At 59.6% G+C, this 17,812-nt stretch carries 13 protein-coding genes; 8 read left to right on the forward strand and 5 right to left on the reverse strand.

The features are described 5' to 3' along the window. Positions 1-395: 395 nt before the first annotated feature. The 4 genes from R3D51_02550 to R3D51_02565 all read left to right on the forward strand — a co-directional run bounded on the left by R3D51_02550 (position 396) and on the right by R3D51_02565 (position 6,618). Positions 396-1,022: a TetR/AcrR family transcriptional regulator gene (locus R3D51_02550; protein MEZ5898351.1), complete on the forward strand. Its 627-nt coding sequence runs from the start codon at positions 396-398 to the stop codon at positions 1,020-1,022. Next, positions 1,022-2,254 (forward strand): efflux RND transporter periplasmic adaptor subunit, encoded by a 1,233-nt coding sequence (locus R3D51_02555; protein ID MEZ5898352.1) that lies wholly within the window; start codon positions 1,022-1,024, stop codon positions 2,252-2,254. The genes R3D51_02550 and R3D51_02555 overlap by 1 nt, the downstream gene beginning before the upstream one ends. Then, positions 2,254-5,412 carry an efflux RND transporter permease subunit gene (locus tag R3D51_02560; protein MEZ5898353.1) on the forward strand — a complete coding sequence of 1,053 codons (3,159 nt, stop codon included), beginning with the start codon at positions 2,254-2,256 and terminating at the stop codon, positions 5,410-5,412. The genes R3D51_02555 and R3D51_02560 overlap by 1 nt, the downstream gene beginning before the upstream one ends. Positions 5,413-5,523: 111 nt before the next feature. Then, a complete protein-coding gene (locus R3D51_02565; GenBank protein MEZ5898354.1) occupies positions 5,524-6,618 on the forward strand; it encodes a tellurite resistance TerB family protein in 1,095 nt (364 codons plus the stop codon). Between the two features lie 115 nt (positions 6,619-6,733). Here the strand turns inward: R3D51_02565 and R3D51_02570 are convergent, their stop codons facing one another. Genes R3D51_02570 through R3D51_02580 form a run of 3 tightly spaced genes read right to left on the reverse strand, consistent with a single transcriptional unit; the run spans position 6,734 to position 9,712 of the window. Continuing rightward, positions 6,734-7,840 carry an efflux RND transporter periplasmic adaptor subunit gene (locus R3D51_02570; protein MEZ5898355.1) on the reverse strand — a complete coding sequence of 369 codons (1,107 nt, stop codon included), beginning with the start codon at positions 7,838-7,840 and terminating at the stop codon, positions 6,734-6,736. After that, positions 7,833-8,585, reverse strand: coding sequence for an ABC transporter ATP-binding protein (locus R3D51_02575; protein ID MEZ5898356.1), 753 nt, complete (start codon positions 8,583-8,585; stop codon positions 7,833-7,835). Before R3D51_02575 ends, R3D51_02570 begins: the two co-directional genes overlap by 8 nt. Beyond that, positions 8,582-9,712 carry an ABC transporter permease gene (locus R3D51_02580; protein ID MEZ5898357.1) on the reverse strand — a complete coding sequence of 377 codons (1,131 nt, stop codon included), beginning with the start codon at positions 9,710-9,712 and terminating at the stop codon, positions 8,582-8,584. Before R3D51_02580 ends, R3D51_02575 begins: the two co-directional genes overlap by 4 nt. 391 nt (positions 9,713-10,103) lie before the next feature. Here R3D51_02580 and R3D51_02585 point away from each other — a divergent pair, with 391 nt between their 5' ends. Beyond that, positions 10,104-10,724, forward strand: coding sequence for a DUF2147 domain-containing protein (locus R3D51_02585; GenBank protein MEZ5898358.1), 621 nt, complete (start codon positions 10,104-10,106; stop codon positions 10,722-10,724). A gap of 120 nt (positions 10,725-10,844) precedes the next feature. Here the strand turns inward: R3D51_02585 and R3D51_02590 are convergent, their stop codons facing one another. Continuing rightward, positions 10,845-11,747: an alpha/beta fold hydrolase gene (locus R3D51_02590; GenBank protein ID MEZ5898359.1), complete on the reverse strand. Its 903-nt coding sequence runs from the start codon at positions 11,745-11,747 to the stop codon at positions 10,845-10,847. 563 nt (positions 11,748-12,310) lie between these two features. Here R3D51_02590 and R3D51_02595 point away from each other — a divergent pair. Beyond that, on the forward strand, positions 12,311-14,119 hold the full coding sequence (locus R3D51_02595; protein MEZ5898360.1) for a hypothetical protein: 1,809 nt from the start codon (positions 12,311-12,313) through the stop codon (positions 14,117-14,119). 278 nt (positions 14,120-14,397) lie between these two features. Continuing rightward, a complete protein-coding gene (locus R3D51_02600; protein ID MEZ5898361.1) occupies positions 14,398-15,564 on the forward strand; it encodes an acyltransferase in 1,167 nt (388 codons plus the stop codon). A 22-nt stretch (positions 15,565-15,586) separates the two neighbouring features. Here R3D51_02600 and R3D51_02605 read toward each other — a convergent pair whose 3' ends face one another. Continuing rightward, the gene (locus R3D51_02605) at positions 15,587-16,243 is read right to left on the reverse strand and encodes a CAP domain-containing protein (GenBank protein ID MEZ5898362.1); all 657 of its coding nucleotides are present in this window, start codon (positions 16,241-16,243) and stop codon (positions 15,587-15,589) included. A gap of 405 nt (positions 16,244-16,648) precedes the next feature. Between R3D51_02605 and R3D51_02610 the strand changes: the two genes are divergently transcribed. Next, positions 16,649-17,800 carry a hypothetical protein gene (locus R3D51_02610; protein ID MEZ5898363.1) on the forward strand — a complete coding sequence of 384 codons (1,152 nt, stop codon included), beginning with the start codon at positions 16,649-16,651 and terminating at the stop codon, positions 17,798-17,800. The last annotated feature ends 12 nt before the right edge of the window (positions 17,801-17,812 follow it).

The following is a 17,812-nucleotide window of genomic DNA, read 5'->3' on the forward strand; positions in this document are numbered from 1 at the left end:
AATCACACCGATCCCACTGGCGCTGCGTCCTAAAATTTGGAGGCGGCGCCAGAACGCTTTGGCTCTGCTGACATGCCTTAAATTTGAGTTGCAGCCCAAGTTGATCCCTCAACCTAGAGTCCCACACCCGCGAACGAAAGCGCAAAGCGAACGATCATTCATCTTGACCTCGCCATTATTCTGATCCAAAGCAGTCTTCAAAAAAAGCGAGCGTTCGTTTTATGCCTACACTAGAGTTCGGCTAATCGGGCTGTTGTGCAGGTAACGGAAAAGCGCCGCGAATGCGGCCAGGCACTGAATGCGTTTTGGTTCCGGCGATCGGAACCGGATGCAGAACCCGAGAAGACACAAGACGTTGTCTTTGGACGACGGCCCGAGAAGGAGACCGGCATACGATGCCAAAGCTGAAGCCAGAAACGGAGCACGCGCGCCGCCAGAACATTCTGGACGCTGCCCAGCGCTGCTTTGCGCGACGCGGCTTTCACGGCACCTCCATGCAGGACATCTGCAAAGAGGCCGTGGTCTCGCCCGGAGCGCTGTACGTCTATTTCGACAGCAAGGAAGCTCTGATCGCTGGTTTGTGCGAACGTGACCGCGCCGAGTTGACGGAGCGTTTGGAGGGGCTGTCTCAAGCCCCCGATTTCCTCGCCGCGCTCAGCGCGATTGGAGAAGCCTATTTCGTAGACGACCCGGCGGACAACCGGCGGGTGGCCGTGGAGATGGGCCTCGAATCGACCCGCAACGCGCGTGTCGCGGAGATTTTCCTTGGGGCCGACCGTTTCTGCGGAGACGCCTTTGAGTCGATGTTCCAGCGCCTCAAGGGCGAAGGCCGCATCAATCCCACCTTGGACATTCCGACGTTGACCAAAGTGTTCTTGGTCATCGGCGATGGCCTGTTCTGGCGACGGGCCGTCGTACCTGACTACGATATGCGCGAAGTCCTGCCGGTACTGACTGCAATGATCGGAGCCTTGGTCCGGCCTGTTGAAGCTCCAGCCGAGACCCTTGAGGAGACACACTGATGAAATGGTCGCGTCTCCTACTGGTCGGCCTTGTCGCCGCGGCTGCCGCCGGTGGCGGTTACATCTATTGGGATAAGCACAAGGAAGCGCTGTTGGCGAAGTACGCCGCCCGCAAGGCCCCGGAGCCTGAGCAGGACGCTGCAGCGCGTGCGCCTGCGATCTCCGTCGTTCGCGTTTCGAACGCAGATTTCGTAGAAACCGTCATGGTCTCCGGCTCTTTGGTCCCGCGCGAAGAAACGCTGGTTTCGCCCGAGATCGAAGGCTTTCGTGTTGTGGATCTTCTTGCCGACGCGGGCGATGAAGTGAAAAAAGGTCAGGTGTTGGCCCGGTTGGTGTCTGACCAGCTCGACGCGCAGCTTGCCCAGAATGATGCCAACCTGGCTGGTGCTGATGCCTCCATAGCGCGCGCTCGAAGCCAGATTACCGAAGCCGAAGCCCGCGCCAAAGAGGCCCAGGCCCAGCTCGATCGCGCCATTCCGCTAAAGAAGTCAGGCTACCTGTCGGGCTCCGTGTTCGATGAGCGCGAAAGCGCCGCTCGTACCAGCAAAGCAATTGTCACCGCTGCCCGCGACGCGTTGAAATCCGCCGAAGCTCAAAGGTTGCAAGTCGAGGCGCAGCGCCGCGAGCTGGAATGGAAGCGTTCCAACACCCAGGTTACTTCGCCCGTCGATGGCATCGTCAGCCGCCGTAACGCACGTATCGGAGCTATCGCTTCAGCTGCCGGAGATCCGATGTTTCGCATTATTCAGAAGGGCGAGATCGAGCTTGATGCTGAGGTGATAGAGACCGACATCATCAAGGTGAAGGAGGGCCAGAAGGCCATCGTGACCGTTCCCGGCGTCGGCGAATATGATGGCACCGTGCGCCTGGTCTCGCCCGAAATCGACAAGACCACGCGCCTCGGCAGGGTCAGGATTTTCCTTGGCAAAAAGCCGGAGCTGCGCGTTGGAAGCTTTGCACGCGCCTCAATCGAGACGGGACGCAGTCACGGCATCGCCGTCGCGCCGAGTTCCATCATGTTCGATCCCAGCGGGACTTACGTGCAAGTCGTCGTCGATGACAAGGTTGCACGACGGGACGTCAAGACGGGCTTGGTCGCAAACGGCCTGGTCGAGGTCACATCAGGGTTGGCTGAGGGCGACATCATCGTTGAGCGCTCCGGCACGTTTCTGCGCGACGGTGACGTGATCAAGCCGGTGTTCGCCAGCGAAAAGACGGCCGAGGTGAAGTAATGCGCATAAACTTCTCCGCCTGGGCTATCCGAAACCCGGTCCCGCCGATCTTGCTGTTCGTGGTGCTCTGCCTGCTCGGCATCATGAGCTTCAAGAGTCTGCCGGTCACAAAATTCCCCAACATCGACGTGCCGGTCGTGTCCGTCACCGTCACTCAGGGCGGCGCAACTCCGGCTGAACTCGAGACCCAGGTAACACGCGAGGTCGAGGACGCCGTCGCAAACGTCACCGGTGTCAAGCACATCATTTCGACCGTGACGGACGGCTCGTCCGTTACCGCCATTGAGTTCCAGCTTGAGGTCAATACCGACCGCGCTGTCGTCGACGTCAAGGACGCGATCGATAAGATTCGCGCCAACCTGCCGCGTACCGTTGACGAACCGATCGTTTCACGCATCGACGTGGAAGGTCAGTCGATCATGTCATTTGCCGCCACCAGCCCAGGCATGACGCTGGAGCAGCTTTCCTGGCACGTCGACGACGTGGTGAAGCGACGGCTGATGGGGCTGAAGGGCATCGGCAAGGTTGAACGCTACGGCGGCGTGACGCGCGAAATTCGCGTCGAGCTGGATCCCGACCGACTATTGGCTTTCGGCGTCACGGCGGCGGACGTGAACCGGCAGGTGCGCGCAACCAACACGGACCTTGGGTCCGGTCGCGGCGAAGTCGGCGATCAGGAACAGGCGATCCGCGTTTTGGCCGGTGCGCGCACCGTCGAGCAATTGGCAGAGACCAAGATCAACCTCGCAAACGGACGCCAGGTGAAGCTGTCCGACCTGGGTCGTGTCATCGATGGCTCTAGCGAACAGCGCTCGTTCGGCCGCCTCGACGGTAAGCCCATCGTCGCGTTCGCCATCTTTCGCGCCAAGGGCGCCAGCGAGATGACCGTGCGCGACAATGTCGAGAAAGAACTGGCCAAGTTGCGCGAGGACTATCCGCAGATCTCGATGACCAAGATCGATGACGCAGTTGCCTATACGCAGGGCAACTACGAGGCGGCGATGGAAACCCTGATCGAGGGATCCGTGCTGGCCGTCATCGTCGTTCTTGTGTTCCTGCGTAATATCCGCGCCACGGTCATCGCGGCGATCGCCCTTCCTCTTTCCGCGATTCCTGCATTCTGGTTCATGAGCATGTTCGGATTTTCTCTGAACCTCGTGAGCCTGCTGGCGATCACGCTGGTGACAGGCATTCTCGTCGACGACGCCATCGTCGAGATCGAGAACATCGTGCGGCACCAGAACATGGGCAAATCGCCCTACCGCGCGGCGCTGGAAGCCGCCGACGAAATCGGCCTTGCGGTGATCGCAATCTCGCTGACGATCGTCGCGATCTTCGCGCCCGTATCCTTCATGAGCGGCATCCCAGGCCAATATTTCCGCCAGTTTGGCCTCACGGTCGCAGCCGCAGTGCTCGTGTCACTGTTGGTGGCTCGGCTCATAACGCCGATGATGGCTGCCTATCTCATGCGCCCCGTCAAGGAGGTGCACACGAGCGATGGCCCTATCATGAGAGCCTACACGCGCTTCCTCGCCGCCACGCTGCGGCATCGGTATGCGACGTTGATTGTCGGACTGGGTCTCTTCGTCGGCTCGATCTACGCGACATATCTTCTGCCGTCTGGGTTCATTCCCGATGGCGATGAATCGCGCATTGTGATTTCGGCTGAACTGCCCCCCGGCGCCAAGCTCGCCGAAACCACCGACATGACCGATACGATTTACCGATCGCTCAAGGGAGTCCCCGAGATCAAGACAGTCTACGCATTGGGAGGCACGTCGCCGACTGGTCAGCTCGATATTCGCCGCGCGGCCATCATCGTGCGCCTTGTTCCCAAAGCCGAGCGTTCGCGATCTCAAAAGAAGATCGAGGGCGAGGTTATGGCGCGGCTGAAGGCCATTCCCGACCTTCGCAGTTGGGCGATCAACGGGCGCAACGAGCGGCAGCTAGCCTACAACCTCGTATCCAATGACGGTGACGCTCTGCGCATCGCGGCAAGCGAGGTTGAAGCCAAGCTGCGCACCAATCCGATTTTTCGCGGACCCGCTTCGGAAGCTGCACTGGAGCGGCCGGAAATACGCATCGTTCCGCGCTCGGATGCCGCCGCGCGTCTTGGCGTTACGACCGACCAGATTTCCGAAACGGTTCGCGTCGCCACCATCGGCGACGTTGAATTCAACCTTGCCAAATTCAACGCCGGAGACCGCCAGGTTCCTATTCGTGTGCAGTTGAAGGAAGACACACGCGAAAATATGCAGCGCATCAAACAACTGCGCATTACCAACAGCACCGGCCAACAAATACCGCTCATGGCGGTTGCGGATGTCGAGTTCGGACAGGGCCCCAGCCTCATCTCGCGCTACGACCGGTTGCGAAACGCGAAGATCGGCACCGATCTCGCGCCCGGCGTAGCTTTGTCTCAGGGCCAGTCTCAATTCATCAAGACGGTGAACGACCTCGGCTTGCCAAAAAGCGTCAAGCTGCGCGTCGTTGGCGAGGCGGAAATGCAGGGCGAAGTCGTCCAGGGTTTTATCACAGCCATTCTGACCGGACTTGTTCTGGTGTTCGGCGTGCTGATCCTTCTGTTTTCCAGCGTCACACAACCGATCACCATTCTATTGTCGCTGCCGCTGTCTTTTGGTGGCGTCGTGATCGGCCTGCTCGCCACCAACAACGCCGTGACCATGCCGGTTTACATCGGTCTGATTATGCTGGTGGGCATCGTGACCAAAAACGCAATCATGCTGGTCGATTTCGCCGTCGAGCGCATGGCAACCGGCATGAATCGGACCGAGGCGATCATCGATTCAGGCCGCAAGCGTGCCCGCCCCATCGTCATGACGACGCTCGCCATGGTGGCCGGCATGTTGCCCAGCGCTTACGCGCTCGGCGACGGCGGCGAGTTCCGCTCGCCAATGGCAATCGCTGTGATCGGTGGCCTACTGGTTTCGACAGTGCTTTCGCTGATCTTCGTGCCGTCGTTCTTTACCGTCATGGACGACGTCGGCCACTTCCTTGGCTGGTTATTCGGACGCTTCATCGGGCCCCGTGACGATCCCGAGGATGATGACGCACCAGCCGCCTCCCTGCCTGCTCGTAAGGATCAGGCCGCCAGCCCCGGCCCTGATCAGCGCGAACTGCCACTCGCGGCGGAATAATAATATCGTCCGCGCGCCGATTGTGGTTGCATCGTGTCGTTCCTATGTAATCGGCACGCGCGAAATCGTGCGTGCGCGGATTGCGCTCCCCCTCGTGCAAGGAAGAAGCCGATGTTCGATGCAAAGTCTCTCCTGGAGGATCTCGTGCGCGGCGCGAGCCCGCAGGCGTCCGGCCAACAGCCCTCAGGCGGTGGCGGCGGACTCTCCGACATCCTTGGTCAAATATTACAAGGTACAGGCGGCCAGTCGTCCGCCGGAACTGGAGCCAGCCAAGGCGGTGGCTTACAGGACATTCTCAACCAGCTTCAGCGCTCATTGCAGTCAAATGCCCAGCCGTCGACCGGGCAAGCTGGTGCCACCCCATCTCAGAACGGGGGCCTCGGCGATGTCCTCAACCAGATTAAGAACCAGATCGGTCAAGCGGGCGGCGCTTTGCAAGGCGGCGGCGTCATGGACGTTCTGGGACAGATCCTCTCGCAGGCGACCCAGGGCGTGAAGGAAGGCGCAGGGCGCATCGACAGCGCAACCGGCGCCACGGACGCAATCACTGATGTATTGGCGAAGGCCACCGGTCAGTCGCCGTCCGAGGTACTCTCCAAACTTCAGCAGATCTTGCGCGACAACCCGATGGCAGCCGGCACCGCGTTGGGTGGCCTTGGCGGCCTTGTGCTCGGAACCCAGACGGGCCGTTCGATCGCGGGAAGTGCGGCACGCCTCGGCGCTCTCGCCCTCATCGGCGGCCTCGCCTACAAGGCCTTCCAGAACTATCAGACCGGCCGGCCGCTGATTACGGGCGCAACAGCGCCGGAAGCCGCACCTGAAGGCTCAGGCTTCGAGCCCGGCGCGATGACCAACGATGCCGCCATGCTTTACATCAACGCCATGGTTGCTGCGGCGGCCGCCGACGGTCGCATCGATGCGGGCGAGCAGAACCGCGTCCTCGGCAGCCTCAAGCAAGCCGGTATCGACGCGGAGGCGGAGCAATTCCTGGCTAACGCCTTCAACAATCCACCGAGCATCACCGACATTGCCAACGCGGTGAACTCACCCGAAGAGGCCATTCAGGTCTATACAGCCGCGCGGATTGCTATTGACCCGGATACGACGCAGGAGTCGGCGTTCCTGTCCCAGCTGGCCAATGCACTGGGTATTGACGCCAAGCTTGCCGCTCACATCGACTCTACAGCGCGCAGCGCAGCGGCCTGAGATTGGCGGAACGCCAACTTTTCAAAACAAACCAAAGGGCGCCGGATCACTGATCCGGCGCCCTTTCTTCATTCCGTGATGGATCAGGTCAACGTCGCTGACCTATCGGGGACGTTTAGTTGGTCTTCACAGCAGAAGCGTCCGCCGACGAATCGAGCTTGAAGAATGCGTCCACGCGCATACCGGTGAACAGCGGCGGGTGACCGTCGAGTTCCACCATGACTTCAACGACTTCAACGTCGTTGGGACGGCGCGGTCCGCGGGTCGCGATACGCGGCGCTCCGAGCGACTGCGAAATCGACGTCACGGTGCCGGTGAACTCACGATCGGGAAAAGCATCAGCCTTGACGATGACTTTCTGGCCGACACGCACTTTGGCCGCGTCACGTTCCTCAACCTCGGCACGCAGGCGCAAGGAACTCAAATCGCCGAACACCACGAGGGCGCTGTCAGGCGAAGGCACGGCCGTCTCGCCGGGTTTGGCGAGCATATTGAGGACGGTGCCGCTGGAGGGCGCACGAACGCGGGTCCGCTCCAGTGCAATTTCAGCGGATGATAGATCCGACCGGGCCAGCGCCAGAGACGATTCCAAGCGGGTCTCAAGCGGCATGTCCGGCTTCGCCTCGACCTCGATCAGCTTTGCGCGGGCGTCCGTCAATTCGGTCTTAGCGTCTTCGACGGCCTTGCGGGTCTCTTCGACCTTGGCGGCTGCGTCCTTGTCGTCGCTGCCGGCGGTCTTTCTGGCACGAAGAGCTGCGTCGAACGTTTCGCGCGCAGCGAAGACCTTGCGCTCAGCGGCAGCAACCGCGTCGTCAGCCTTTTGACGTTCAAGTGCAAGGCCGGTTGCTGGCTCTTCCTCGCGCTCACGCGTACGCACGCCGACTTCGGCAGCTGCGGCATTGAGCTTGGCATAGATATCGGCATCGTCCACTCGAACGAGCAGATCTCCTGCCTCTACCTTATCGTTGGTGTCGGCCAAGACCTCGACGATCTTGCCGGCGACCTGACCGGAAATGCGGACCTCACCGTATTTCGGCTCGACGCGTCCAGTCGCCGATGCGGCCCACTGGTGCGGCGAGCTGACAGTCTGCGCATGAGCAGAGGATGAGAGCAGCGACTGCTCCGCATTCTGGGTGCTCCAGGTGCCGGCCCCAATGCCGGCTGCAATAGCGATCAGCCCAGCCAACGCAATCGTGGTGACCGCAGGATCAAACTTATGCATGGATTTTACGCCTCTTCGTAAGATCGGTGATTTCGGGAGCATTGAGACCTTCGGGCCGACGCTCCTCTCCGACGATCTTGCCGTCCTCGATCCTCACGACACGGTCGGCATATCCGAGCGTGCGCGGGTCGTGGGTCACAGCAAGAACGCTACGCTTCTGTTCCTTTGCAATACGCGAAAGCAGCGCCATCACGGCATGTCCGTTTTCGCTGTCGAGCGCGGCGGTGGGTTCGTCCGCCAGCACGATGGAGGGTGAACTAGCGATGGCGCGGGCGACCGCGACACGCTGCTGCTCACCACCCGAAAGATTGCCGGGATAGTTGGTCAGGCGGTGTCCCAACCCAACATCGCGAAGAACCTCCTCGGCCCGGCTCGTCGCGGCAAAACCTGTAATCCCGCGAACGTCCAGTGCGATGCGCACATTCTCGATCGCATTGAGCGTCGGAAAGAGATTGTAGGACTGAAAGATGAAGCCAATGTGGTCGCGTCGGACCTTCGCCAACTCTTCGGCGCTGAGCCCCGCAATCTGCCGCCCGGCAATCTTCAAGGTGCCCGATGTCGGCGCCATGATGCAGCCCAGGATAGACAGGAGCGTCGTCTTGCCAGAACCCGAGGGCCCCATCAAGAGTGTCAGTTCGCCGGGCACCAGTTCGAGACTGACGCCCTTCAACGCGATCACAAGGCCGGCGCCTGAGCCCAGCTCCTTGACTACGTTTTCGGCTTCGAGAACTGGAGTTACTGTCATCTGCTGAACACCGTAGCGGGATCGATCTTCGTTACTTTCATAATGGCCGACAGAGCTGAAATAGCGCACATGGCCACCGTGAGCGCGAACAGCCAGAAGGCCAAACCGGGCGTCATGACCAATGGCAACGCCGATCCCTTACTCACGTAAAGTATGACCAGCGCGATACTCATCCCGAGCATGTAGCCGATAACGGCGCTCAGCCCGGCCTGGGCGAGAATGACCTTATGAATATAACCCGCCGATGAGCCGAGCGCGCGCAAAGTCGCAAATTCGTGAATATGATCTTTCGTGGATGAGTAGAGCGTCTGAGCGACGATTACCGTTCCCACCAGGCTGCCTAGCAGAGCGCCACCGATTAGCGCGATACCTGCGCCGGTGCGGAACAACCACTGCTTCAGGCTGCGATCCCGGAATTCGTCGGTCGAAAGAACCTCTGCAGTTTCCAGACGGCTCGACAGATCGGCCTTCACTTTTGCGGCATCCGCGCCCGGCGCGAGCTTGACGAGGAAGAAGGTCGTGCGGTCAGCGTCAGCGCCAAACAGCTGGCGGGCGCGATTGAGCGTCGTATAAACGTAAGGCGACTGCGTGAACGACCGCACGCCTTCGGTCAGCGCACGAACCTTGACGCGGCCCGATGCAGCTTGTGCCGTATCGCCGATGCCCGAGATGCCAAGTTCGTTGAGATAGCTTCCATCGACCGCGATGGCGTCAGGCGCCTTGATGTCTTCCAGTGTGCCAGCGGCCAGCGACCAAGGCACCAGACCGTTGTCGTCCGTGTCGGAGCCGATTACGACAACGCGCGTCGAACCGCCCTCCGGCTTGCGCCACTCGGCAAAGGAGACCAGGATCGGAACCACCGATTGCACACCAGGCGTCGCCAGAGCTTGATGGCGCTCGCGATCCGTCAGAAGCAGTCCGCCATCTTCAAAGCTTTTGGCACCGTAAGCCGTAACCCAGAGATCGGCGTTGGCGTGATCAATGTTCGCCGTGATCATGCGGCTTGAGCCCAAATACAGCCCGAGCTGCACGGCCACGAGCACGATCGAGAACAAAATGCCGATCAAAGTGACGGCAAGCCTGATACGATCATGAAAGAGATTTCGAAATGCCAGCGTGAGGATCATAGGATCAGCCGCACCTTTGCGTACGCTAATGTTTAAAGTCGCTGTTCGATCGGTCTTGAAGAAGGCTGTTCATGCCTTAGCACAAACCTTGGTCGGCAATCAGCATTCTCTGCCAGTCAATGTTGGCTACAATTAGCGCAAAAACGCCAATTCTGGGAGCCCACAACGCCCGATAACCAAGCGCGCTGACGATGCTTCTACCGTCTCTTTGTGATATAGTATTCAGGCGGATCGACGCATCGCCCAAATGGACGGGCACCTCTAGGGCAGCTGCTGGTCATTGCGAATAGTTCATTTTTACCTATGTTTCGCCTCTTTCCAGGCCTAGAGCCCACAACGTCAATTTCGGCGGGATGGTTTCTTCAGGTGTGCCAAAATGGGATTCGCGGTCATGACCGAATGCATATCAAAACTGCGCCTCGCATTTCTCAGTGCTGGAATGCTCGCAATTACGGCAAGTTATGCCGCCGCCGCCCCTCGCGAGGCCGGGGTTTGGTACGACGACAGCGGCAAAGGCGCCGTCAAGCTATCCGTCTGCGGAGACAAGCTTTGCGGGCATATCTACTGGCTTAAGGATGCCCAATACCCCGACGGGCGCCCGCTCTTGGATCGCCATAATCCCAATTCTAGCCAACGCAACCGGCTAATCTGCGGCTTGCAGGTCATCGGCGACCTCGCTCCGATGGACAACGGTGAATGGGATACCGGCTGGATCTATGACCCAAAGGAAGGCAAGTCTTACAGTGTGGCCCTCTCTTTGGCCGACCCTGACACGTTGAAGGTGACGGGGTATCTCGTGATGAGGATGATGGGTCGCACGCTGACCTGGAAGCGGGCCCCTGACGATCTGCCCTCGTGCGCCAAGCAAGCGGCTGCCACGCCAACGCCCGAAGCAACGGCCAAGGCGGCTGCGGCCGCTCCGTCTTCAACCAAACAGACGGCCAAAACGGCGAGCAAGAAAACGACAGCCAAGGCTGCGCAAGGTGAAGTATTGCCCTGGGCTGACAAATAGCAGGGAGATCTCGACGAGCTCCCTTTCCCGGAGGCGGGAATAGCAAAACGCCGCGGCCTGTCGAAGACCGCGGCGCTTTTTTTGGATTCCGATAGTCCGGCTGTCTAAAGCAAGGCGCTTTTATTCGCCGGCGCCTGTGGAGGTTTTGACGGCAGCTGCAGCGTCCGCCTGTTGCTTGGCAACCGCTCTGCGCGCCGTCATCTGCGAGATGACGCGCTCGGCAAACTCGATGGAGCGTTCCGCCACGTAGTTGCGCTGACGATCGAGCGTCACAAGGTGATAGCTGTCATCGAGAACGCATACCTCAACCATGCCTGCCAGCTTGCGTTGGAGCGTCATCGTATTCTTGATGTCGCTCTGATCATCCTGGCGGGGATGGAAGATGAGGGTGTGCTGAGAAATGCGTCCCAGAAGCGGGCGAACGTTACGTACCAGCCTGAAGAACTCATAGACTGTGCCGCCATCGCGCATCGTGATGTCTGCAGGCATCGCGCCTTCGCCCTTCATGGACTCAAGTGCGAAGTTGCGCACGCGCTCGTCTTTGATGCCGAACGGAGCGGGAGTGCGGAAAGAGAACAGGCGCGCAGTCCACTTGTCGCTGATCAGATGGAACAGCTTCAGTGCATGCGGAATGGCCCAACCGTTAACGGCCAGCGTCGGCGCAAACAGAATGGTTCCAGCAATCTCGGAAGGACGAAGCGCCGCCAGTCGAAGGCTTAGAGTTGCGCCGGCAGAAGCGCCGCCCACGATGATGTGCTCGCAATGGTTCTTAAGTTCATCAAACGCTTGCTCGACGGCATCGTACCAATCGCGCCACGTCGACATGCCCGACACGTCGGTGCCGAACGTCAAACCGGGAACAACCGGACAGTATACGGTGTATCCCTGCCGCGATAATGAATGTGCCACGAATTTCAGCTCTAACGGGGACCCCCCCAGAGAGTGAATGAGCAACACGCCGGTAGAACCGCCAGGAATAACAACGCTGCCACGAGGCGCCTGAAATTTCTGATTTTTGTTCATATCTTACGTTGCACTCGCTCTTACATCACGCGAACCTACATATGCTGGGGCACAAAACAATGCCACCGCAACTTTGTCGCGCTGCCGCACGGCCGATGTATGAATGTGTCCCCTCTGCTTGAGACTAATCTTTCACTTTTATGCCGAAGCACCTGATAACGCCATCCGTTTTAGTTTTGAATCTGCTAGAAAAGGTAAATCGAGACTTGATGACGCAATGCAGCATTCCTAGCCAATCATAACGAAATCAGTAGGTTAAGAATATTGCAGTGCAGCACAATTCTCGTTCTCACCCTACTTCAGGCGGATAGCAGAGGCCAAAACATCCCATGACAGTGTGAACGCTTCCCAAACCGATTGCGTTCAATGATTGCGGTGTTGAATGACCCAACTGTAGTGGCCGCCCCTTTCAGCTCGAAAAGTGTCCGAACGCGGGCAAAGGGGTGGGGCGACTTCGCGCACCATAATTCTTGGCTATATTCCGTGACATGCTCCTGAAAGGTAGAAGCTACCTGCCACAGCCAGCTTGCCCCCGTCTTACGGCCGGGAAATTGAGGTAAAGATTGACGGCCCTACGGACGTTCACCTCTCTAGTCTGCATAGCTGCGATACTGGCAGCGCCTTTGGCGCGCCCGGCCGCAGCCGAGCTTACCCGGTCGGGCTATGACGAATGCGCGGCGCGCGACGAAGCCGGACTTGGAGCGGCGTTGACCGCGATTTCCGCCGACGCGCTCAAAACCGGCATCGGCAAGCTCGACTATAATGCTTTGGTCCGTGAGGCTTGGCATCGCAACAATGTCGATGAGGTGATCGACAAGCGCGTCGACATCGCCGTCGAGGAGATCAAAGCGGAGACCAGTTGGTCGGAGCTGCTGTCCTCGCTCGCCAACAGCGAAACTTCTCAAAAACTAGCTACCGCGGTCGCCGAGCGGGTTTACCGGTCCGACGCCGTCAAAGGCGCCCTGGAGGCGCTGGCCCAAGATGTATCCAAAGAGGTCGGCAAATCGATGGAAGGGGCGGCGAGCGACGCAGCTGGCCCTGTGCTGTCATGCCTCAAAGCGTTCATCGGTCCGCGCTATGGCTCCGCGGTGGCCAGTGCGGTGGCGGGTGATGCGGGTAGAGACATCGCACTGGACCCCGCCACCGGGACTGGCCAGCCGACGGCAGGCGCGGTCATCAAGCAGTCAGGCGAGGGCATCGCGGGCGTGACGATCCTCATCGTCCGCCGCCAACTCGCCAATTTGGCCGCCCGAGTGGGCCAACGCGTCGTCGGCAGCGTGCTGTCGCGTCTTGTGTCGGTCGCAGCCGGGGGCATTGGCCTCGTCCTCATCGCAAAGGATATATGGGAATTCCGGAACGGCGTTTTGCCGATCATTGCCGCCGAAATGAAATCGCAGACGACGAAGGAAAAAGTGCAAGACGAGATCGCCTCCAGCATATCCGAGCAGATCAACGCCCACGTTCAGGACATCGCCGCGGCATCGGCCAATCGCATTATGGAAATCTGGAAGGAGTTTAAACGCTCACATGCGATCGTACTCCGCCTTGCTGAGAACGACGGCGAGTTTCGCGGCTTCCTCGATGGCGTCGCTCCGTCGGCGATGGCGCGACTGGACGAAATCGTAGGCCTGGTCGTTGCCGAAGAAGGCGAAGCCAGCGTCAAGGCCCGCCTTGACAATGGAACACTCAATGAGGCCGTCCACATCATGCCTCAAGATGCGGTTCTGATCGCCCGCGAGACCCGCTCCCTCGATCAAGCATTGCGTTGGACAGCGGTAGCTGGCGACAAGCTGGGATCTGTTGTCGGCTATGACATCTATAAGCGCGCCAAGGCTGAAGACTTTACCCGTCAGTCGCTGGAGCGAATTCTCGGCTTGGAGGACCGCAGCGCCATTATCCGAATGTCGCAGGTCTCACCAAAGGCACGCGACGCGCTCTTTTCGTTGCCCGACAACGAGCTAAAGGTGCTGGCGCGTACCCTGTCGAGCGAGGAACTCACCACCTTGGCCAGCTATCTGACGGGGTTGGAGGCAGGACCGCGCGAACGTGTCTTACGCGCTATCGCGCTCAGCCCAAGCAAGATGCAGGTGCTCGCCCGCGAGCGCGTACGCGACGCCATTATCGCAAGCCCCGACCAGTCCGAAGCCGTCAGCATGATGCTGGAAACATCCACGACGTTTGCGCCGCGCGTTTTTGCCCACGACGTCAAGCTTGCGGCTGAAGGCAAGGTCGAACCAATTCTGCTGTGGGACAAGCACCCAGTCGGTATCGGCTTGCTGGGTTTCCTCTCGGCTATTGTTCTGATCTGGCTTGGCCGGTTGTTCCGCCGTCCGCGTCCGGCTCCGACACCGCCATCATCGACCGACGCTTAGGCACAACTTCCAGCAAGTCGTCGTGGCTATCGCGGCGTCTCACGCGCCCCGCATACAAATAAGTTGAGCCCGAATCCGTAAGTACATTTGCGTGGGCAAGCGCTGATGCGCGCTCAACTTTGACTCATCGCCGCCTGAGGCGCCCGAGGTACTACGGCATCCCCCTAGGTATTGAAACCCTCATTACCCAGCCGCTGCTTTCTCACAGACTGTCTGCAACGCGAATCGCGCCTTCCAACGATCCCCAGCCTCTTTTCAAGACACGGATCATATCCGCAGTGTCACGGCCTAACATTCCGATTCTGACCTCGCTGCGCTTCTTCGCGGCCCTGCTCGTGGTCCTTCATCATTATTGGCCGGCGCGCGGGATGCTGCCTCACAGCCTGACCACGTTCGGCTATCAGGCGGTGACTTTCTTCTTCATTTTGTCCGGGTTCGTGCTCACGTATACGTATATGAGCGAGCCAAGCCACAAGCATGCGGCAGCTCTGAAAGTCGACGTGCGCCGCTTCTATTTAGCGCGATTTGCACGATTGGCGCCGCTCTATTGGGTGGCGCTTGCTGCATCGGCTTACTTTTTCTATCGCCTCTGTTTCGTCGCCGATCGCATCTCAACGACGGACTACACGGCCGGGATGATATTGGCACCGCTATTCGCTCAAGCCTGGCTGCCGCAGCTGGCGACGAATTGGAACCCGCCATCATGGTCGCTATCGGTCGAGTGGTTTTTTTATCTCGCCTTCCCTGTAGTCGCCGCGCTTGTCCGCCGGGTCAATCCTTGGCTCACCATTCTCATCTGCCTTGCGATCAATCACGGCCTCGTCGAACTCGCGCGCGATCTACGCCGCGACTTGGGCCCTGGAGACGATCTCACGTATTGGAGCAAAGTGATCGCGTACTTTCCCCCTTTGCTGCTGCCGCAATTCGTGATGGGAATGGCACTGGCGCAAATTCACCTGACGTGGCGGGTCCAGCGCTCGCACGCTTTTGATTGGGCGGTTGCGGCGATCCTCGTTGCTACCGCGCTTTATCAGACGAACCCGCCACACATCGTCCACTTTATTCCGTTTCGAGATTTCTTGCTGGCTGCATTCGCGGTTCTCGTGCTTTCAGCCGCCAACGCCCGCGGCTTGGTAGCGGATCTCTTCTCGCACAAAGGCTTGGTGTTGCTGGGAGAAGCGAGTTACGCGCTCTACATCCTGCATTTTCCGCTTCTGCAGTGGTGGAGCCATTTGGGTGTGCAAAGCAGCTTCGAGGGGGGATATGAACTTTTGGGGCTCGGCTGCTTTCTTGCACTCGCGATTGGAGCATCGCTGGCGCTCCACTTGGCAATCGAGATCCCTGCACGTCGCTATATTCTCAGCCGGGCCGTCGCGAAGACAACGCCGGCACAACTACAACAGCGCAACCGTCTACACCAAACGCAAGCGCACGCTCGCGGTTAACTTCTCGCGAGGCAAAATCAGCCTACATCGGCGAGCCGAGCACCAGCGTCCAGAATGACTTGAACTCTGTCTTTGGATCCTGCACGAGCGCAATGCCCATCTGCTCGGCATCCGGCAACAGAAGATTCTTGTTGTGACCTGGGCTTTCCTTCCAGCCCTTCATCACTTCATTGAAATCAATCTGGCCGGTGCCAACGTTCTCGGCAGCAAGGCGCGCCTTGTAACCGGTACGCTTCACCCGATCCCAAGGATTGGAGCCATCCGATCCATAGTGCGAGATGCGGTCCCACTTGGCCAGATCGCGCGAATGGCCTTTGGCGGCCTCGGTAAGCTCTGGGTCGAGCTTTAGCGGCTTCAGCCCGTGCTGCTTGCGATAGGCGTTGATCACGTCTCGCGCCATCTCGGCGTTGAGACGGGTGTGTGAATAATCACGGTCAGCCAGGATACCAGGCTCTGCGCGTTCGAAGGTGCCCGCAGGCGCCTTGTCATCAAGCTTGGCAAGCTGAATATTACGCGGCGTACCGGGCTCGCCGCCCAGCGCTGCGCCTTGTGATTTGCGGAGCGAAGCCGTGGTAGGCGGCGGAGAGCTCTCGGCAAATCCCGATGTGAGTGTTGATGAGCCCAGACTGCAGGCCGCCAACATGGCGGTCAGTCCGGCGCAGAGTGCGACGCGATACATTACAGCTACTCCCGGCACACTATGTGCGGAACGAGCGATCATTGGCGCAAATCCCTTAACCGCACGTTAACGCTAACAAACTGGTACCGCAGACCCTCAACGACATAAGGCTCGATGACGATCGCGCTGTTTGCTGCGCTCATGGTTCGTGCGTATCCCTCGACAGTCGCCGCCTAAACGGTAATCTCGCGTCCCGTCGCTCCCCTGCGCGAGCACCTATTCAAGCACCTGAATAATCGCCACAAAATGGTGTCGCTATTTTGGCCAAGAGACGGCGAAAGGCAGACGACATACGTGTCACGAGCGCAATCTCTCCTCCACCGCCGAATGTTCTAGAGGTGCTTGGAAGCTCCGCCGCCTTCCCACAGACTGCCGACAATGATTCGCAAATCGCGGAGTTCGACCATGGCGGTAGCTCACAGAAAGTCCGCACGCGTCACAGCAAGCGCAGGACCGCGCATTACCGTTGCCGATCTTGTGCTGCTGAGAGTGGCAGCGGGTGGCGCCACACGTGCACAGCTGCAAAAGGACCTCAGCTCACTGGTGGCTCCGAAAGTTTCGGGCACCGCCTTCCGCCGCTTGGCCGAGCTCTCTATCGGGCAACACACCGGCCAGAACCTCCTGTCGGAGACGAAAGGCCGCCTATCAATTGCACCGGCAGGTCTGCGCGCCGCAGAGGCCTGCACTGGATACGACCGAGTTGGCGATGCGACTTGGCCGGAAATTCGCAACGGCCCTCTGATTGCACTCGCCCTTGGCGTCAACATCGAGAACGCAGCCATCGCGAAGGCTCTAGACCGCGCGGACGGCTTGGCGGCCTTGGTGTTGCAACAACACTTCCATTTGCCCTTGGGCCGCGTTCTCTCGCACAACGATCTGCGCGCGCAGTTGGCAGTGATTGCGCTCGAACGCGCGTTTGGAAACAAAATCAAGACCGGACTGTCGAAGGGTTCGGGGCTCCCGGGCAAGACCGCACGCCTGCTGGCGGGGCAGTTGTTTAATAAGCCAAGGGAGTTTTCCTCCGACGGCAAGCTGTTCGCCGCCCTTGCAGCGGAGGTCGCGGGTGCAACGGGGGAAGGGCTTGAGCCGCTCCGGTTGGCGCTGTTGCGCCAACTGACTTGCGCGCCCGAGATATCCAGCGAAGAGATCGACACCGACGACGAAGAAGCGGCGCAAGCATCAGTTCGAGCTGCAACGAGCGAGCCCAAGGCCGCCAACGACTCAACGCCGCTAACCGAGGTGCCCGTCAAACTTTCGCCCCCCGATATGACCGAATTTACTGGCGCTGTGTTGGATGCGGCACGGCCTGTCGCTCAGGGCTGGCCAGGCAACCGGAAGGCGTTTATTTCTCAAGTATGGCAGGCGATTCGTTCAGCCCGCCGGGAGTGGGACCTCACTGAGATCGCGTTCAAGAGCATGCTGGCCGAGGCACACCGCACGGGCCAGCTTGTGCTGGCGACGGCTGACCTCAAAGACAAGAGCGCTCTCAAGGAGCTGGAGGACTCTAAGATCCTCTACAAGAACACTGTTTGGCACTTCGTGCGCGTTGAAGACTGAAGATTTTTGGTT

The organism is Hyphomicrobiaceae bacterium (assembly GCA_041397645.1).
Lineage (GTDB): Bacteria > Pseudomonadota > Alphaproteobacteria > Rhizobiales > Hyphomicrobiaceae > Hyphomicrobium_B.

Excerpts from the sequence above, each read along its gene's own strand:
- R3D51_02590 (MEZ5898359.1), bottom strand. The coding sequence starts at position 11,747 with ATGAACAAAAATCAGAAATTTCAGGCGCCTCGTGGCAGCGTTGTTATT.
- R3D51_02585 (MEZ5898358.1), top strand. The coding sequence starts at position 10,104 with ATGACCGAATGCATATCAAAACTGCGCCTCGCATTTCTCAGTGCTGGA.
- R3D51_02580 (MEZ5898357.1), bottom strand. The coding sequence starts at position 9,712 with ATGATCCTCACGCTGGCATTTCGAAATCTCTTTCATGATCGTATCAGG.
- R3D51_02575 (MEZ5898356.1), bottom strand. The coding sequence starts at position 8,585 with ATGACAGTAACTCCAGTTCTCGAAGCCGAAAACGTAGTCAAGGAGCTG.
- R3D51_02565 (MEZ5898354.1), top strand. The coding sequence starts at position 5,524 with ATGTTCGATGCAAAGTCTCTCCTGGAGGATCTCGTGCGCGGCGCGAGC.
- R3D51_02610 (MEZ5898363.1), top strand. The coding sequence starts at position 16,649 with ATGGCGGTAGCTCACAGAAAGTCCGCACGCGTCACAGCAAGCGCAGGA.
- R3D51_02560 (MEZ5898353.1), top strand. The coding sequence starts at position 2,254 with ATGCGCATAAACTTCTCCGCCTGGGCTATCCGAAACCCGGTCCCGCCG.
- R3D51_02570 (MEZ5898355.1), bottom strand. The coding sequence starts at position 7,840 with ATGCATAAGTTTGATCCTGCGGTCACCACGATTGCGTTGGCTGGGCTG.
- R3D51_02605 (MEZ5898362.1), bottom strand. The coding sequence starts at position 16,243 with ATGTATCGCGTCGCACTCTGCGCCGGACTGACCGCCATGTTGGCGGCC.
- R3D51_02550 (MEZ5898351.1), top strand. The coding sequence starts at position 396 with ATGCCAAAGCTGAAGCCAGAAACGGAGCACGCGCGCCGCCAGAACATT.
- R3D51_02555 (MEZ5898352.1), top strand. The coding sequence starts at position 1,022 with ATGAAATGGTCGCGTCTCCTACTGGTCGGCCTTGTCGCCGCGGCTGCC.